Origin of the sequence: Ensifer adhaerens (assembly GCF_001270265.1) — a bacterium.
In the GTDB taxonomy this organism is placed as follows: Bacteria; Pseudomonadota; Alphaproteobacteria; order Rhizobiales; family Rhizobiaceae; genus Ensifer; species Ensifer adhaerens_B.
The window spans coordinates 17,527-31,349 of sequence record NZ_LGAP01000040.1 but is presented as its reverse complement, the minus strand read 5'-3'; the positions used below and the strand labels follow the sequence as shown (position 1 = coordinate 31,349).

The following is a 13,823-nucleotide window of genomic DNA, read 5'->3' as shown; positions in this document are numbered from 1 at the left end:
GCCATGGAACCGCTTCTCAAATTCGATGACGTCGAGCTCTATTACGACCACGTCTATGCCCTGAAAGGCGTGTCGATCGAGGTTAAGGAAGGTGAGACCGTCGCGCTGATCGGCGCCAATGGGGCGGGCAAGTCGTCGATCCTGCGTGCCATCACCGGGCTTAGAAAGATCCGTAAGGGTGAGATCCGCTATCGCGGCAACCGTATTGACGGCATCGCGCCGGATGAGATCGTCCGCATGGGCATCTCCATGGTGCCGGAAGCGCGTCGTGTCTTCCCTTTCATGACGGTGCGCGACAACCTTCTGATGGGTGCCTTCACGCGCTCCGACAAGGCCGAGATACAGCAAAGTATGGATATGGTGTTGACGCGCTTCCCGCGGCTCAAGGAGCGTTACTCGCAGCAGGCGGGGACGATGAGCGGCGGCGAGCAGCAGATGCTGGTGATCGGCCGAGCGCTGATGGCACGCCCCCGTTTGCTGCTGCTCGACGAACCGTCGCTCGGCGTCGCGCCGAAGCTGGTCCAGGACATCGCGCGGTCAATCGTGGCGATCAATCGCGACGAAAAGGTCAGCGTGCTGCTTGTCGAACAGAACTCGCGCATGGCGCTGCGGATCTCCCAGCGTGCCTACGCGTTGACGACCGGCAAGGTGGCGCTCAGCGGAAATTCGGTCGAGTTGCTGAATGACGACCGTGTCAGGCATCTCTATCTCGGCGGCGAAGTGTAGGTAGGACCAGACATGCGCATCCTTGTCATAAATCCCAACACGACGGCCTCGATGACCGGCAAGATCGGCAAGGCAGCAAAGATCGCGGCGTCGGCCAGAACCAGGATCATCGCAGTCAATCCCGAGGACGGCCCACCAAGCATCGAGGGCTACTTCGATGAGGCCTTCGTGGTGCCTGGCATTCTCGCCGAAATGTTTAAGGCAGGCGATATGGACGCCTACGTGATCGCATGTTTCGACGATACGGGTCTCGATGCGGCGCGCTGCGCTACAAGCGCACCGGTGATTGGAATAGGCGAAGCGGCGTTTCACCTTGCAACGTTGATTGCCGGTAAGTTCAGCGTCGTCACCACGCTCGCGCGCTCAGTGCCGGCGATCGAGCACAATCTATCGAAATACGGCCTGTCCTCTCGCTGCGCCAAGGTGAGGGCGTCGGATGTCGCCGTACTTGACCTCGAAGAGCCGGGTTCTGAAGCCCGTCAAAAGATCTCGGTTGAAATTGCCCGTGCGATCGCCGAAGACAAAGCAGAGGCGATCGTACTCGGTTGTGCCGGGATGGCCGATTTGGCCCACCAGCTTTCGAGCGAATATGGGGTGCCGGTGCTTGACGGTGTGGCCTGTGCGGTCAAGCTTGCCGAAACCATCTGCGCTTTGGGTCTGAGAACCTCGAAGGTCGGCGGTTATGCCACGCCACTCGTTAAGCAATTTGCCGGTCACTACGCGCCATTGTCGCCGGGGTTGAGCAAGCTTCAATAAGGATGCATCGGGATGCCCAAGGACGTTGTCCGTCGGCGAGCGAGACAAAAGGCGAGCCCGCCAGAAACGATGAATATGTCGCCGATACTTGATCCGGAAATCCATAGTCGGATGCCGGCCACGCGTTGGTCGCCGATCTATCACGGGCTGCGGGACGCAATCGTCGCACATCGGCTCGCTCCGGGCACGAAGCTGCCGGAAGACGAGCTTGCATCGATCTATTCGGTCAGCCGCACGGTCATCCGGGCCGCCCTTCAGGCGCTGGCCCACGACCGTCTCGTACGACTGGAACCTAATCGCGGTGCCTTTGTCGCTCAGCCGTCAACCAGAGAGGCGCGCGAGGTTTTCGAAGCGCGCGCATTGATCGAACCCAAAGTCGCCGCACTTGCCGCAGAAGTGGCTAAACCGGAGGACATATTGCTGCTGCGCCGCCATCTCGACAAGGAGCATGAGGCGCTGCATGCCGGCCGCGACAGCGACGCGATCATGTTATCGGCGCGATTTCATGTGGGTATCGCGGAAATTGCCGGCCACTGCGTTCTGACCGGCTTCGTCCGTGATCTCGTCTCCCACTCCTCGCTAATTATTGCTCTTTACTGGAAGCGGCGCGACACAACCTGCGAAAGCCACGCGCATCATGCACTCGTCGACGCCATCGAGGCAGGCGAGTCCGCTAAGGCTGCCGACCTGATGAAGGAACATCTGCTTGACCTCCTGTCGGGCCTGGAGCTCGCTCGGCCGGCAGGCAAGCCGGAGAGCCTCGCAGAGATGCTACGCTGATTTTGCCGCTGGACGGCCACTGGGCTGGCAAAACATCAAAGCGGCGAGCGGAAGATGTCTTCGCTTCATGGATGGCCGCTTCCGCCTTGCGGACAAGGCCGGTGTGACGGTTCCTTTGGCGACGCACTGCCCGCACATGGGTCTCTTACAGCGCCGCGCTTCTTATCAGACGTGCAAAGGTCGCCGTAGCACTTTGAATAGCTGCGAAAGCGCCCGACGTTGACTTGGGTTAGCGTTGGGTCCACCGGGGCAATCCTGCCGACGATCTGCTTCGGCCACGAACAGCTCAAGCATCCGGCAAGGTGAAGACTGCGCAGGGCGCTGCAATGCCGCGCAGCGTGTGTTCGCCCAGCGGCACCAACGGCATGATGGTCTCGGCGGCGACCGCGCCCGAGATCAGCACCGACCGGCCAAGCGGCCGGCACAGCCCCTCAAGTCGGCTGACCAAGTTGACCGCAGGACCGATGGCGGTGAAGTCCAGCCGGTCGGCCGCTCCGATATTGCCCCACAGTATTTCTCCGAGATGCAGCGCCGCACCGAAGGGCAGCGGCGGCAGTCCCTGCGCCTGCCGCACAGCATCGAGATGGGCCATGCCCGCACGGGCAGCGACGATCGCGCGCAACGCCGCCTCGCAGGCGTCGGCCGGTGAGCTGGCAACGGGGAAGATCGCCAGCACGCCATCGCCAATGAACTTCAGCACCTCGCCTCCGAAGGCGTGTATCGCACCGGCAACGCGGTCGAACCAGGCGTCGAGGACAGCGATCATCGCCGAAGGCTCCGTCACCTCGGACAGCGCTGTGAAGTTCCGCAGATCGGCACAAAGCAGCACAGCGCGGATGGTCTCGCCGGTGCCGCGGCGCAGCGCGCCTGCCTGCACCCGGGCGGCACTACGTCGCCCGAGATAGGCCTCGAGCAGCGTCGCCAGTGCAGCCCGCTCAGCCAAGGCAGCCAAGGGCGCGGCAGCGAAGCGCGCCGCCTGCTGCAGTCGGCCGATCTCGGCAGGACCGAATGACCGCGCGCCGGCCCAACCCAGCACCGGCCTGTCCGGTGCTTGGCCGACCTTATCCTCCTGCACCGGACCAAGTGTGCTCAGCCAGCCGCCGCCAGCCTGGTTGGGCGGGCCGGCGGCAAAGCCCAGCGCCTCAATCACTTCTCCGGTCTCCGCTTGCCAAAGCCAGGTGCGGCGGGCGACGATCGGATGCGGCACCGCCAGTGTCAGGGCACCACCGACCAACGGAAAGCCGTCGGCCAGCAGCCGGCCACCGAGGTCGGAAAGGAACCGGTCGGGGCCACGCGAGGCGCTGGCCTCGTCCACCAGCCAGGCGAGATGTGTGGGCAGATCCATGCACGATCATACCGTCAGGTCCCCTAACCTGTCATCCACGCGTGTGGTAGCGCAGGTAGCCCCCTAGGTCTATCATCGTAAAAGGACCTGACCCGATGTCCGTCCATCCTGTGCCGAAGTCGGGGCAGGCCATCGCAACAAAGGGGGAAGCCGATGCAAGACGCCCTCATCGTGCGCCGCGAAGCGCTCACCCCGGCGCCCCCCGCCGCGGTATTCGCCCTCTTGACCGATCCTGAGAAGATCCTGCGCTGGATGGGAACGGAGGCGCAGATCGAGCCGCAGCGCGGTGGGCTCTATCTCGTCAATGTAACCGGTGCCCGCTTCGCCCGCGGCTCCTTCCGCGAGGTGGTGCCGGTGCACCGCCTGGTATACAGCTTCGGCTGGGACGACAGCGAAGTGGTACCGCCGGCATCAAGCCTTGTTGAGATCGACCTCGTCGAACAACCGGACGGAACGCTGCTCCGCCTGACCCATACTGGCCTGCCCAATGCCGAGCAGTGCGCCGGTCATGCGGAAGGCTGGGCCCATTACCTCGGCCGGTTGGCCGAGGTGGCCGCCGGGCGTGATCCGGGGCCAGACCCCTGGCACGGCCGCACCGGCAGGGAATGACTGCGGCCGTTGCCGCTGCACCTGCACCTCTCGGCCGCGCTGGCGCCGTTCTCAATTGGTGCGGTTGGGTATGAACAGCCGCCTGACATGAGACGGCAGTGTGTCTGTCATTCGGCGGATGCATCAACGTCTGGGCAAAAATCGCGAGTTGCCGCGGGATGACTTGTGTCTCGCCACTGTACCCGAATGTGAAATGTTCGAGCCGTTCAATCTGGGATCGGATCGATGGTCTGCCGACGTTTGTGTTGGTTGAAGTCGTTTGCACTAAGCGCCAACAGGGATGGAAATGATTTCCGCTTTGCAAGTGACGCATCGTCGCTGTACCGTGAAGATAAGCGTAGTGTTCGACGTATAGCCGGAGCCAAAGTCCGGGCGTCGTTTCAACCCGATGAATAAGTAGCCGCTGATCATGGAACTTATCGTCGCTCTTGGCCTGATCGTCTTCAAGGTCGCGTTTCTGATTGCGATCCTGCTACTGCTGCCCTTGCCGCTGACCTGGCTGGAACGCAAGATCGCCGGCCACATCCAGCAGCGTATGGGGCCAATGCGTGTGGGTTGGCACGGGCTGCTGCAGCCGGTAGCGGACGGGATCAAGCTGTTAACCAAAGAGGACCATATCCCGGCCGACGCCGATCGCTTCCTCTTCAAACTGGCGCCGATCCTGGCGCTTGCCCCACCCTTCGTGGTGTTTGTCGCGGTCCCCTTCGGCGAAACCGTCTCGGTCCTCGGCGCCGAAATTACGCTCTACGTCTCCAACATGAATGTGGCGCTCCTTTTCGTCTTCGCGGTGATCGGGATCGAGGTCTATGGCGTCATCTTCGGCGGCTGGGCCGCCAACAGCAAATACGCAGTCCTGGGCAGCCTCAGAACCTGCGCGCAGATGATCAGTTACGAGATCCCGATGGGGTTCGCGGTCATCGGCGTGGTCATGCTGGCGCAGTCCATGAGCCTGCTCGAGATCGTGCGGGCGCAAGCCGATGTCTGGAACATCGTTTACCAACCGGTCGGCTTCTTCGTGTTCTTCGTCGCGGGATTGGCCGAAGCGCAACGCATTCCCTTTGACCTGGCGGAAGCGGAAGGCGATCTGGGGGCAGGGTTCCACACCGAGTACAGCGGTATCCGCTTTGCGTTCTTCATGGTCAGCGAATATGCCATTATGCTGCTGGTGTCGGTCCTGGTGGTGATCCTGTTCTTCGGCGGCTGGAACGGCGTGCTGCTTCCCTTGCCGCCGCTTCTCTGGTTTGCGCTCAAGGTCGCGTTCTTCATCTATGTATTCATATGGTTCCGCTTCACTTTCCCCCGCTATCGCTACGACCAGCTGATGGCGATCGGATGGAAAGTCTTGCTTCCTCTGTCGATGGCGAACATAATTATTACAGGTGTTCTTTTAGGGGCCACAGCGGCTCCGTAGCGGGGCGGCGATGTCGCACGCAGGAGACAGAGTTGGAACATGGATCGGTTGGGCGTTCTTCGCCGATCTGGGGAAAGCTTTGGCTCTGACGTTCGGCTACATGTTCTCCAGATCCGTGACCATGCAATATCCGGACAAGGAAAAATGGTTGCCTTATCCGCGTTACCGCGGGCACCACTTCTTAAAGCGCGACGAGGAGGGCGAGATCAAATGCGTGGCCTGCGAACTCTGCGCGCGGATCTGTCCCTGCGACTGCATCGAAGTCATCCCCTACGAGGACGAGAAGGGCAACCGTCGCCCGGCAAAATTTGAAATCGACACGGCCCGGTGCCTGTTCTGCGGGCTGTGCGAGGATGCTTGCCCGGCGGATGCGATCGCGCTTGGCCAGCAGTATGAGTTCTCGAGTTTTTCCTCGCGTGATCTGATCATCGGGCGCGACGACCTGCTCGGCAAGCCGGGCAAGGCTGCGACCGGCGGCGCTGTAGTCGCGGCGCGCCTGAGCACCGAAAAGGACGTTCTGGTCGAGGCGAGCGAGCTGCAGGGGTACAACTGGTGGCGAAATATCCGGCAAACGTGAGCGCGCGTCCACCGTCAAGCCGGAACGCGTCGACAGGAGGCTCAGATGCATGTCTGCCAAATCTTGAAAACCAAGTCTCCCGAACTCATCTCGGTTACGCCGGATCAGACGATGGTAGAAGTCCTGCGGCTGTTTCGGGAGAACAACATCGGCTTCGTGGTTGTCAGCCGTTCGCCCGGGGAATGCCTGGGCACGCTGTCAGAGCGGGACTGCTGCAATGCGGTGGCCGAATACGGACTCGACGCGCCCACTATGCGGGTCGCAGACATCATGAACCGCAATGTGGCGACGTGCTCGACAGAGGATTTTCTGCCCTTTGTGATGGCAATCATGACCAATTGGCGCACACGCCATGTGCTGGTCATGGATGGCGGCGCTCCTGTCGGCGTGGTGAGCATCGGCGACGTGGTCAAGCATCGCCTCGAAGAGGCGCTGCGCAACGAACAGGCGATGCACGAATACATCGCCGGGACCGCCTATCACTGAGGGCACAAACCGGCAGCGTCAATTAGGGTGGACTGCCCGGAAGCTCGGCAATGCCTCGGCCGGGATTTTCAGGTGCCGCCGCGGCTCCCGCAGCCGCATCGAAGGCAGCGTGCACCTTTTCAACCTCCACCGGACAAGGGTATTCGCCCTGCCGCATCAGGCTGTTGAGACGCAGGTCTCTGTAGTTTTCCGGCACGAACACGAGCCCCCTGGGAAAGTGCCTGTTGACCTTGAGCTGCGCTCTCAGTTCACCCTGGGTGGATCGCACGACCACGTGATCGCGATCCGAAAGACCAAGCTGCGCGGCATCGCGCGCGCTCATCTCGACATATGGGTCGGCCGCAACCGTATTCAGGATCGCGGAGCGTTCGGAAAGATATCCGTTGTGGAACAGGCAGTTGCCGGTGATCAGCATGAGCCGGTCGCCGGCATTCGGAACGGCAGGCGGCGACGCGAGAAACTCATCAGCCGGTGGTGTCGGGACCGATCTGGTAAATGCTCCGTCAGTACCAAGCCCGTCCAGCGTCAGCCCCTGATAGGCCGGAACCAATTGGGTCATCTCGTCGAAGATTTCGCCTTGCGTTGACGACCGCAACTGCTGGTTTCGAAGCGCCGCGACGAAGTCGAGGATCGCCAGATTGCCCCGTGCCTCGAAGACGGCTTCGCGGAACTTGCAGACTTTCTGGGTCCGGCCCTCATTGTTGGTGAAGGTGCCGGATTCTTCGCCGTAACTGGCTGCGGGCAGCACCACATCGGCAAGCCCCACCGTATCCGTGAGGAATGCGTCCTGCACGATCAGGAGATCGACGGCGCCAAGCGCCCGCGTCACGAGTTTTCGATCGGGATAGCTCATCAGAGGGTCGCTTCCAACGATATAGAGCGCCCCCATCCGCCCGCCGTCGCAGAGCTCCAGCATGGTCTCGAAGTCTGCGCCCGGTTCAGACGGGATCCCGGCGCCCCAGGCCCTTTCGAAAGTTGCGCGCGCAGCATCATCGGCGACGGCACGCAGTCCCGGCAGCGCCGTCGGTAGAACCCCCATGTCCCAGGCGCCCAGCTGGTTGGCACGATCAAAGAGGAATTGCATCGCCAGATCCTTGCCGAGGGCACGAAGAATCCGCAGCAGCTTGTTGATCTGCTGTAATGCCGCGCGGGCCAGTGGCAACCTCAGGAGATCGACGCTGACAAGAACGGTGACGCTCCCGCTGTCCAAGAGCGCAGCGGCTACGCGGTCCGGCCCGTCACCATCGGTTGCTCCCAGCTTGCCGGTTGGCGTGCCGATATCCACTGGAACATCGCCCGGCAAGGCCTGACTGGCCGGCGCAACGAGACAGGCGACCACTGCGGCAAGGCCCGCCGCCTCACCACCCGGCGGAACGCGAACGACCGTCCGGGCATCGGCGTCCAGACGGGATGGCCGCGCCGAGAGCATGAGCAAGCCGGTCTGCCGTCGCCGCGCGCAGTCCCGCAGCAGATATTCGGTGACCGGGTTTTCCTCGGTCACGTTGCCACCGACGACCAGCACGCAGTCGTTGCCGATCACGTCTTCCAGCGGCGCGCGCGTGTAGAAGCTCGCCACCAATGGGCCGAGCGCATCGAAAGGTGTGGACCAGCGAGACGCGCAGTCTATGTTGTTGGTGCGGAACACCGTCCGCATCACTTTCTGGAACTGATAAAGAACCTCGTTGGGAAGGCGCGGCGAGGCCAGCCCGCCCGCAACCTTTCCTTCGACGGCCGAGAGCCGCCGCCGCAGATAGTCCGCCGCTTCTTCCCAGGAAACCGGAACGAGGGCGCCATCACGACGGACCATCGGCCGTTTGATCCGGTCCCGGCTCCCGACGAAATCGAGGCCGAAGCGTCCCCGCACGCAGAGCGTTTCCCGGTTGACCCCATGCTCCTGTTTCGAACGGACCCGCATGAACTCGCCTTTGCGCGTGCCGACGGTCAGCTGGCAGCCAGTGCCGCAATGCGGGCAGACTGTGTCGGTCTCGGCCAGATCCCACGGCCGCGCCTTGTAGCGATAAGGAAAGCTCATCAGCGCGCCGACCGGACAGACCTCGACGCAATTACCGCATTGGTCGCAACTCGCGAGACTGCCTTCAAAGCCGGTCACGGCGGTATCCATGCCTTTTTCGACAGTGCCCAAGGCGACAGCGCCGACCACTTCCTCGCACATCCGGACGCAGCGCTGGCACTGGATACAGCGGTTGACATTCATGATGATGACCGGGCTGAGGCGGATGTCCTTGGAGTGGAACACACGTTTGGCATCACGGAACCGGCTTTCGCGGGGCCCGTACGCCATCACCAGGTCCTGCAGCTCGCACTCGCCGCCCTTGTCGCAGATCGGGCAGTCGAGGGGATGGTTGGCGAGCAGCATGTCGAGCATGGAAGAGCGTGTTTCCTCGATCAGCGGCGTGCTCGCCCGCACCACCATGCCGTCAATGACCGCGGTCGCGCATGCGGGCTGCAGTCGCCGCTGGCCCTCGATCTCCACCAGGCACATGCGGCAGGAGGCCAGCGCCGGCAGCCGCTTCAGATAGCAGAAGGTCGGGATGTCGATCCCCAAACGCTCGGCAGCCTGCAGCACGGTAGAGCCCGCCTCCACTTCCAGCGTTTGTTCGTTTATCGTGATGCTAACCATTGCTTTCCTGTGGCCTTCTCCTTGCGCTCCTCAGTGAAACGGGCACCGCCGCTCCTCGATATGGGCGACGAATTCATGCTCGAAATGCGTGAGTGCCGCCCGCAGCCCCATGGCTGCACCATCGCCCAGAGCGCAGAACGTGTTGCCGAAAATGCCCTTGCAGAGCGCCTCCAGCTGTTCCAGATCGCCCGGCCCCCCCTGCCCCGCCTCGACCCGGCGCAGCACTTTTACAACCCAATTGAGCCCTTCGCGGCACGGGGTGCACTTGCCGCAGGACTCATGGTGGAAGAATTCGATGATCCGGGTGGCGACCTTGACCATGCAAGTCGAGTCGTCGATTACGATTACCCCGGCCGAACCGAGCATCGAACCGGCGGCGGCCAGCGAGTCGAAGTCCATTCCAACGTCCAGCCCACGTTCCGGGATCAGCGGTGCCGAGACCCCGCCGGGGATCACGGCCTTGATCTTGCGCCCCGGCAGCGGCCCGCCGGCGTGGTCCTCGACCAGTTCGCGTAGTGGTATGCCCATCGGCAGCTCGTAAAGGCCCGGTTTGCGCACCTGGCCGCTGAGGCAGTAGAGCTTCGGACCGGGGCTTTTGTCCGGGCCGATGCCGCGGAACCAGTCTGGCCCCCGCGCCACGATATGCGGAACGCAGGCCAATGTTTCGACGTTGTTGATGACGGTCGGGCTGGCGTAGAGCCCTTCGACCGCCGGAAACGGCGGTTTCAAGCGCGGCTGCGCGCGCTTGCCTTCAAGCGCGTCGAGCATCGCTGTCTCCTCGCCGCAGATGTAGGCACCGGCGCCGCAATGGATATGCACGGTGAAATTGAAATCCGAGCCGAGAATCCGCTTTCCCAGATACCCCTTCGCATGGGCCTCGGCGAGCGCCTGCTCGAGCCGCCGGATCGCCAGCGCGTATTCCCCGCGGATGTAGACATAGGCGGTTTCAGCCCCGATCGCGTAGCCACTGATAGCCATGCCCTCGATCAACTGGTGCGGGTCACGCTCCATGATGATCCGGTCCTTGAATGTGCCCGGCTCGCCCTCATCGGCGTTGCAGCACAGGTATTTCGGCTTGCCGGCGCGCTTCGGCACGAAGCTCCATTTCATTCCGGTTGGGAATCCGGCCCCGCCGCGACCGCGCAGGTTGGATTTCTTGACAAGATCGATGATCTCGTCGGGCGTGTGCTCGTGAACCGCCTTCGCCAGTGCCTGGTAGCCGCCGCCGGCCTCGTAGGTCGCGAGCAGGTGGCCATCCGGCATGTCCACGTTCCTGAGAAGGACGGGTTCTGTCATGGCGCTACTCTCCCGGCGGTGTTGTGGTGGCGGGATCGGCGCCAATCGCCTGCCCCGTCATCGCCCGCAGCCTTTCCAACAGCGCGTCGATCCGCGCGATGTCGAGGCCGCCATGATAATCGTCGCCGACCTGCATCACCGGGGCCATCTCGCAAGCGCCGAGGCATTCGACGGTCGAAAGCGTGAACAGTCCATCCAGGGTCGTGCCGTCCTTTTTGATCCCCAGCACCGCCTCCAGATGCCTCAGCAAGTCTTCCGATCCACGCAGCATGCAGGATACATTGTCGCAGAGCTGCAAGTGGAACACCCCCACTGGCTCGATGCGGAAGAGTGTGTAGAACGTCGCCAGCTCGTAAACCCAGATCCGCTCGACGCCGAGGATGTCGGCGACCTCTTCCAGAACGGGGCCGGGCAGATGGCCATGTTCCTTCTGCGCGATCAGAAGCGCGGGCATGATCGCCGAGCGCTGGTCCGGATAACGCGCCGCCGCCACTTCGATCTTTTCGCGCATGTTCATCGCGTCCAAATCTCCCGCTACTTGTCGACCTCGGCCATCACCGGGTCGAGGCTGCCCAGCACGGCGATCATGTCGGCCAGGTAGTGGGCATTGCTCGTCCCGAACAGGCCCTGCAGGTTGACGAACGACGGTGCCCGCACCTTCATGCGGAACGGTTTTTCCGACCCGTCGCTGATGATGTAGAACCCGAGCTCGCCCTTTGGCGCCTCGATCGCCGAATAGACTTCGCCCTTCGGCACCTTGAAGCCATACGCCGACAGGTCAAAGTGCTGGATCAGTGCCTCCATCGAACAATGCACCTTGTCCTTGTCCACTGGGAAAGCGATCGTCGGCATGTCGATCTGGAACGGCCCCTCGGGCATCTGCTCGAGGCATTGTTCGATGATGCGCACACTCTCGCGCATCTCCTCGACCCGGCATTGCCAGCGCGCGTAGCAATCGCCCTCGTTGCGGGTGATGACGTTGAAGTCGAGCCGGTCGTAGATCTCGTAGGGCTCGTCGCGGCGGATGTCCCAGTCGACGCCGGAGGCGCGCAGGTTCGGGCCGCTCAGGCCCAAATCAATGCCGTCTTCGGCGGTGATCACGCCGATTCCCTGCGTGCGCTTCAGGAACACCGGGTTGTTCTCGATCAGCCGTTCATAGTCGCGGATCCGGTTTGGGAAGATGTCGCAGAACTCCCTGATCTTGGGGAAAAAACCGTCGGGCAGATCCTCGCGTACACCGCCGACCCGGCAGAAGGAGGTGTGCATCCGCGCGCCGCTGATCATCTCTAAGAGGTCCATGATCATTTCGCGCTCGCGCATGGCGTAGAGCAACGCGGTCATTGCGCCCAGATCCAGCGGCAGCGCGCCGGTGATCAGGAGATGACCGGAGATCCGCGCCAGTTCGGCCATCAGCACGCGGATATATTGCGCGCGGATCGGCGCTTTGATGCCCAGGAGCTTCTCCACCGCGAGCGCGAAAGCCAGGTTGTTTGACGGCGGGCAGACGTAATCGAGCCGATCGGTCAGCGGAAAAATCTGGGTGTAGGTGAAGCTCTCGGCCAGTTTTTCTGTGCCGCGGTGGAGGTAGCCGATATGCGGATCCACGCGAGCGACATATTCGCCGTCGAGCTCAAGGACCAGCCGCAGCACCCCGTGTGTGCTGGGATGTTGTGGGCCGAGATTAAGGAGCACCTCCTTGGTGTCGAGCGCTTCGCCTTCCGGCCTGCTCAGTTCCGTGACTTCGGTCATCTCAAGTTCCCGGCGTGGAGCGGCCTCCCTTATGGAATGTTCTTGGTCGCGAGGTCGGGCCGCGTCGGCGGCGGGCCTTCGGCGCCAAACGGGTTCAGCTCGTCCTTGTAGCCGCGAAGCGGAAAGTCCTTGCGCTGAGGGAAGCCCTCGAAGCCTTCCCACATGTAGATCCGCCGCAAGTCGGGGTGGCCCTCGAACCTTATCCCGTACATGTCCCAGGCTTCGCGCTCATGCCAATTGGCGGTCCGCCAGACGCCCGTCACCGATGGGACCCGTGGCGGATCGTCGAGGCGGCATTTAATGCGAACGCGCCATTTGTTCGGCAGCGAGTAGAGGTGGTACACGGCCTCGTAGCGCGGCACCTCAGGGTAATGATCGACCCCGCAGATGTCCGACAGGAAATTGAACCGCAGCGCCGGGTGTTCCTTCAGAAACCGGCAAAGCTCGACGATCATCTGAGGCGGAGCGGCGAAGGCGTGAACACCATGCGCGAAGCCAAGATCGTCGATTGCGTTGCCGAAGTGCTCCGTGATCAGGGTGAGATTGAGGGGTGTCTCCACGCTCATGGCACCGCGATCCGGTCCAGAGGCGTCCCGGCCAGCGCTCGGGATTTCTTGATCTTCTCCTGAAGCAGGAGGATGCCATGCATCAGCGCCTCGGGCCGTGGCGGGCAGCCGGGAACATGCACGTCCACCGGCACAAAGGTCTCCGCCCCCTGCACCACGGCGTAGGTGTTGTAGACCCCGCCCGATATAGCGCAGGTGCCCATTGCGATAACCCAGCGTGGTTCCGGCATCTGATCATAGAGCCGGCGTACAACGGGCGCGAATTTCCGGGTTATGGTACCGGCGATAATCATCACGTCGGACTGGCGCGGTGATGGCCGGAACACCACGCCGAACCGATCGAGATCGTAACGGGCGCACCCCGCCGAAATCATCTCGATGGCACAGCAGGCAATACCGAAGGTCTCGGGCCACAGCGCTGATTTTCGGCTCCAGTTGATGACGCTCTCGGCGGTGGTGAACAGCACGCTGTCGCGGATCGCATTGTTTACGCCTCCCATTCCAGCGCTCCCTTCAGCCAGGCGTAGGCGAAGCCCACAAGAAGCAGCAATATGAAGACGAACATCTCGACATAGCCGACCAGCCCGATGTCTTGCAGCACGACGGCCCAGGGAAAGAGGAACATCGTTTCGACATCGAAGACGACCAACAGGATTGCGAGAACAAAGAACTGCACCCGGAAGCGGCCTCCGGCGGCCTCGCCTGCCGGGTCCATGCCGCATTCATAGGGCATGTTCTTCTCAGGATAGGGATTGGACGGACGCAGCAGCGAAGAGACAAATAGCGTCGCCCCCGCCACCAGAACAATTCCGGCGACCATGACAAGAACCGGGAGGAACTCCATCGCAACCATATCGCGTTGCCCCGTTCACCCGCCGAGG

Annotated in this window: 15 protein-coding genes; 7 read left to right on the top strand and 8 right to left on the bottom strand. The window is 62.5% G+C overall.

Annotated features, from left to right (window positions below; genetic code table 11):
• Positions 1-3: 3 nt before the first annotated feature.
• The 3 genes from AC244_RS31860 to AC244_RS31850 all read left to right on the top strand — a co-directional run bounded on the left by AC244_RS31860 (position 4) and on the right by AC244_RS31850 (position 2,262).
• Positions 4-726: an ABC transporter ATP-binding protein gene (locus AC244_RS31860; RefSeq protein WP_053252835.1), complete on the top strand. Its 723-nt coding sequence runs from the start codon at positions 4-6 to the stop codon at positions 724-726.
• Positions 727-738: 12 nt separating this feature from the next.
• Positions 739-1,482, top strand: coding sequence for an aspartate/glutamate racemase family protein (locus AC244_RS31855; protein WP_053252834.1), 744 nt, complete (start codon positions 739-741; stop codon positions 1,480-1,482).
• Between the two features lie 75 nt (positions 1,483-1,557).
• Complete coding sequence (locus tag AC244_RS31850) at positions 1,558-2,262, top strand: GntR family transcriptional regulator (RefSeq protein ID WP_053252856.1); 705 nt, start codon at positions 1,558-1,560, stop codon at positions 2,260-2,262.
• Positions 2,263-2,548: 286 nt separating this feature from the next.
• Here the strand turns inward: AC244_RS31850 and AC244_RS31845 are convergent, their stop codons facing one another.
• Positions 2,549-3,607 (bottom strand): adenylate/guanylate cyclase domain-containing protein, encoded by a 1,059-nt coding sequence (locus tag AC244_RS31845; RefSeq protein ID WP_053252833.1) that lies wholly within the window; start codon positions 3,605-3,607, stop codon positions 2,549-2,551.
• Positions 3,608-3,760: 153 nt separating this feature from the next.
• Here AC244_RS31845 and AC244_RS31840 point away from each other — a divergent pair, with 153 nt between their 5' ends.
• The 4 genes from AC244_RS31840 to AC244_RS31825 all read left to right on the top strand — a co-directional run bounded on the left by AC244_RS31840 (position 3,761) and on the right by AC244_RS31825 (position 6,690).
• Entirely contained in the window at positions 3,761-4,216 is a 456-nt protein-coding gene (locus tag AC244_RS31840; RefSeq protein WP_053252832.1) for an SRPBCC family protein, read from the top strand.
• Between the two features lie 409 nt (positions 4,217-4,625).
• Entirely contained in the window at positions 4,626-5,627 is a 1,002-nt protein-coding gene (gene nuoH / locus AC244_RS31835) for an NADH-quinone oxidoreductase subunit NuoH (RefSeq protein ID WP_053252831.1), read from the top strand.
• Between the two features lie 10 nt (positions 5,628-5,637).
• Positions 5,638-6,204 carry an NADH-quinone oxidoreductase subunit I gene (locus AC244_RS31830; protein WP_053252830.1) on the top strand — a complete coding sequence of 189 codons (567 nt, stop codon included), beginning with the start codon at positions 5,638-5,640 and terminating at the stop codon, positions 6,202-6,204.
• Between the two features lie 45 nt (positions 6,205-6,249).
• A complete protein-coding gene (locus tag AC244_RS31825) occupies positions 6,250-6,690 on the top strand; it encodes a CBS domain-containing protein (RefSeq protein WP_053252829.1) in 441 nt (146 codons plus the stop codon).
• A gap of 22 nt (positions 6,691-6,712) precedes the next feature.
• Here AC244_RS31825 and nuoG read toward each other — a convergent pair whose 3' ends face one another.
• The 7 genes from nuoG to AC244_RS31790 are packed head-to-tail and all read right to left on the bottom strand — an operon-like array spanning position 6,713 to position 13,795.
• On the bottom strand, positions 6,713-9,331 hold the full coding sequence (gene nuoG / locus AC244_RS31820) for an NADH-quinone oxidoreductase subunit NuoG (RefSeq protein ID WP_053252828.1): 2,619 nt from the start codon (positions 9,329-9,331) through the stop codon (positions 6,713-6,715).
• Between the two features lie 30 nt (positions 9,332-9,361).
• Positions 9,362-10,627, bottom strand: a complete 1,266-nt coding sequence (nuoF, locus tag AC244_RS31815; protein WP_053252827.1) for an NADH-quinone oxidoreductase subunit NuoF — start codon at positions 10,625-10,627, stop codon at positions 9,362-9,364.
• A 4-nt stretch (positions 10,628-10,631) separates the two neighbouring features.
• Positions 10,632-11,144 (bottom strand): NADH-quinone oxidoreductase subunit NuoE, encoded by a 513-nt coding sequence (nuoE, locus tag AC244_RS31810; RefSeq protein ID WP_053252826.1) that lies wholly within the window; start codon positions 11,142-11,144, stop codon positions 10,632-10,634.
• 17 nt (positions 11,145-11,161) lie between these two features.
• A complete protein-coding gene (nuoD, locus tag AC244_RS31805; protein ID WP_053252825.1) occupies positions 11,162-12,376 on the bottom strand; it encodes an NADH dehydrogenase (quinone) subunit D in 1,215 nt (404 codons plus the stop codon).
• A gap of 29 nt (positions 12,377-12,405) precedes the next feature.
• Positions 12,406-12,942: an NADH-quinone oxidoreductase subunit C gene (locus tag AC244_RS31800; protein ID WP_053252824.1), complete on the bottom strand. Its 537-nt coding sequence runs from the start codon at positions 12,940-12,942 to the stop codon at positions 12,406-12,408.
• Entirely contained in the window at positions 12,939-13,442 is a 504-nt protein-coding gene (locus AC244_RS31795) for a NuoB/complex I 20 kDa subunit family protein (protein WP_025431448.1), read from the bottom strand. Before AC244_RS31795 ends, AC244_RS31800 begins: the two co-directional genes overlap by 4 nt.
• Positions 13,430-13,795: an NADH-quinone oxidoreductase subunit A gene (locus tag AC244_RS31790; RefSeq protein ID WP_053252823.1), complete on the bottom strand. Its 366-nt coding sequence runs from the start codon at positions 13,793-13,795 to the stop codon at positions 13,430-13,432. The genes AC244_RS31795 and AC244_RS31790 overlap by 13 nt, the downstream gene beginning before the upstream one ends.
• Positions 13,796-13,823: the final 28 nt, after the last annotated feature.

Bases quoted from the DNA above. Each gene is read 5' to 3' on its own strand.
- AC244_RS31860 (WP_053252835.1), top strand. From the start codon at position 4: ATGGAACCGCTTCTCAAATTCGATGACGTCGAGCTCTATTACGACCAC.
- AC244_RS31855 (WP_053252834.1), top strand. From the start codon at position 739: ATGCGCATCCTTGTCATAAATCCCAACACGACGGCCTCGATGACCGGC.
- AC244_RS31850 (WP_053252856.1), top strand. From the start codon at position 1,558: ATGTCGCCGATACTTGATCCGGAAATCCATAGTCGGATGCCGGCCACG.
- AC244_RS31845 (WP_053252833.1), bottom strand. From the start codon at position 3,607: ATGGATCTGCCCACACATCTCGCCTGGCTGGTGGACGAGGCCAGCGCC.
- AC244_RS31840 (WP_053252832.1), top strand. From the start codon at position 3,761: ATGCAAGACGCCCTCATCGTGCGCCGCGAAGCGCTCACCCCGGCGCCC.
- nuoH (WP_053252831.1), top strand. From the start codon at position 4,626: ATGGAACTTATCGTCGCTCTTGGCCTGATCGTCTTCAAGGTCGCGTTT.
- AC244_RS31830 (WP_053252830.1), top strand. From the start codon at position 5,638: ATGTCGCACGCAGGAGACAGAGTTGGAACATGGATCGGTTGGGCGTTC.
- AC244_RS31825 (WP_053252829.1), top strand. From the start codon at position 6,250: ATGCATGTCTGCCAAATCTTGAAAACCAAGTCTCCCGAACTCATCTCG.
- nuoG (WP_053252828.1), bottom strand. From the start codon at position 9,331: ATGGTTAGCATCACGATAAACGAACAAACGCTGGAAGTGGAGGCGGGC.
- nuoF (WP_053252827.1), bottom strand. From the start codon at position 10,627: ATGACAGAACCCGTCCTTCTCAGGAACGTGGACATGCCGGATGGCCAC.
- nuoE (WP_053252826.1), bottom strand. From the start codon at position 11,144: ATGAACATGCGCGAAAAGATCGAAGTGGCGGCGGCGCGTTATCCGGAC.
- nuoD (WP_053252825.1), bottom strand. From the start codon at position 12,376: ATGACCGAAGTCACGGAACTGAGCAGGCCGGAAGGCGAAGCGCTCGAC.
- AC244_RS31800 (WP_053252824.1), bottom strand. From the start codon at position 12,942: ATGAGCGTGGAGACACCCCTCAATCTCACCCTGATCACGGAGCACTTC.
- AC244_RS31795 (WP_025431448.1), bottom strand. From the start codon at position 13,442: ATGGGAGGCGTAAACAATGCGATCCGCGACAGCGTGCTGTTCACCACC.
- AC244_RS31790 (WP_053252823.1), bottom strand. From the start codon at position 13,795: ATGGTTGCGATGGAGTTCCTCCCGGTTCTTGTCATGGTCGCCGGAATT.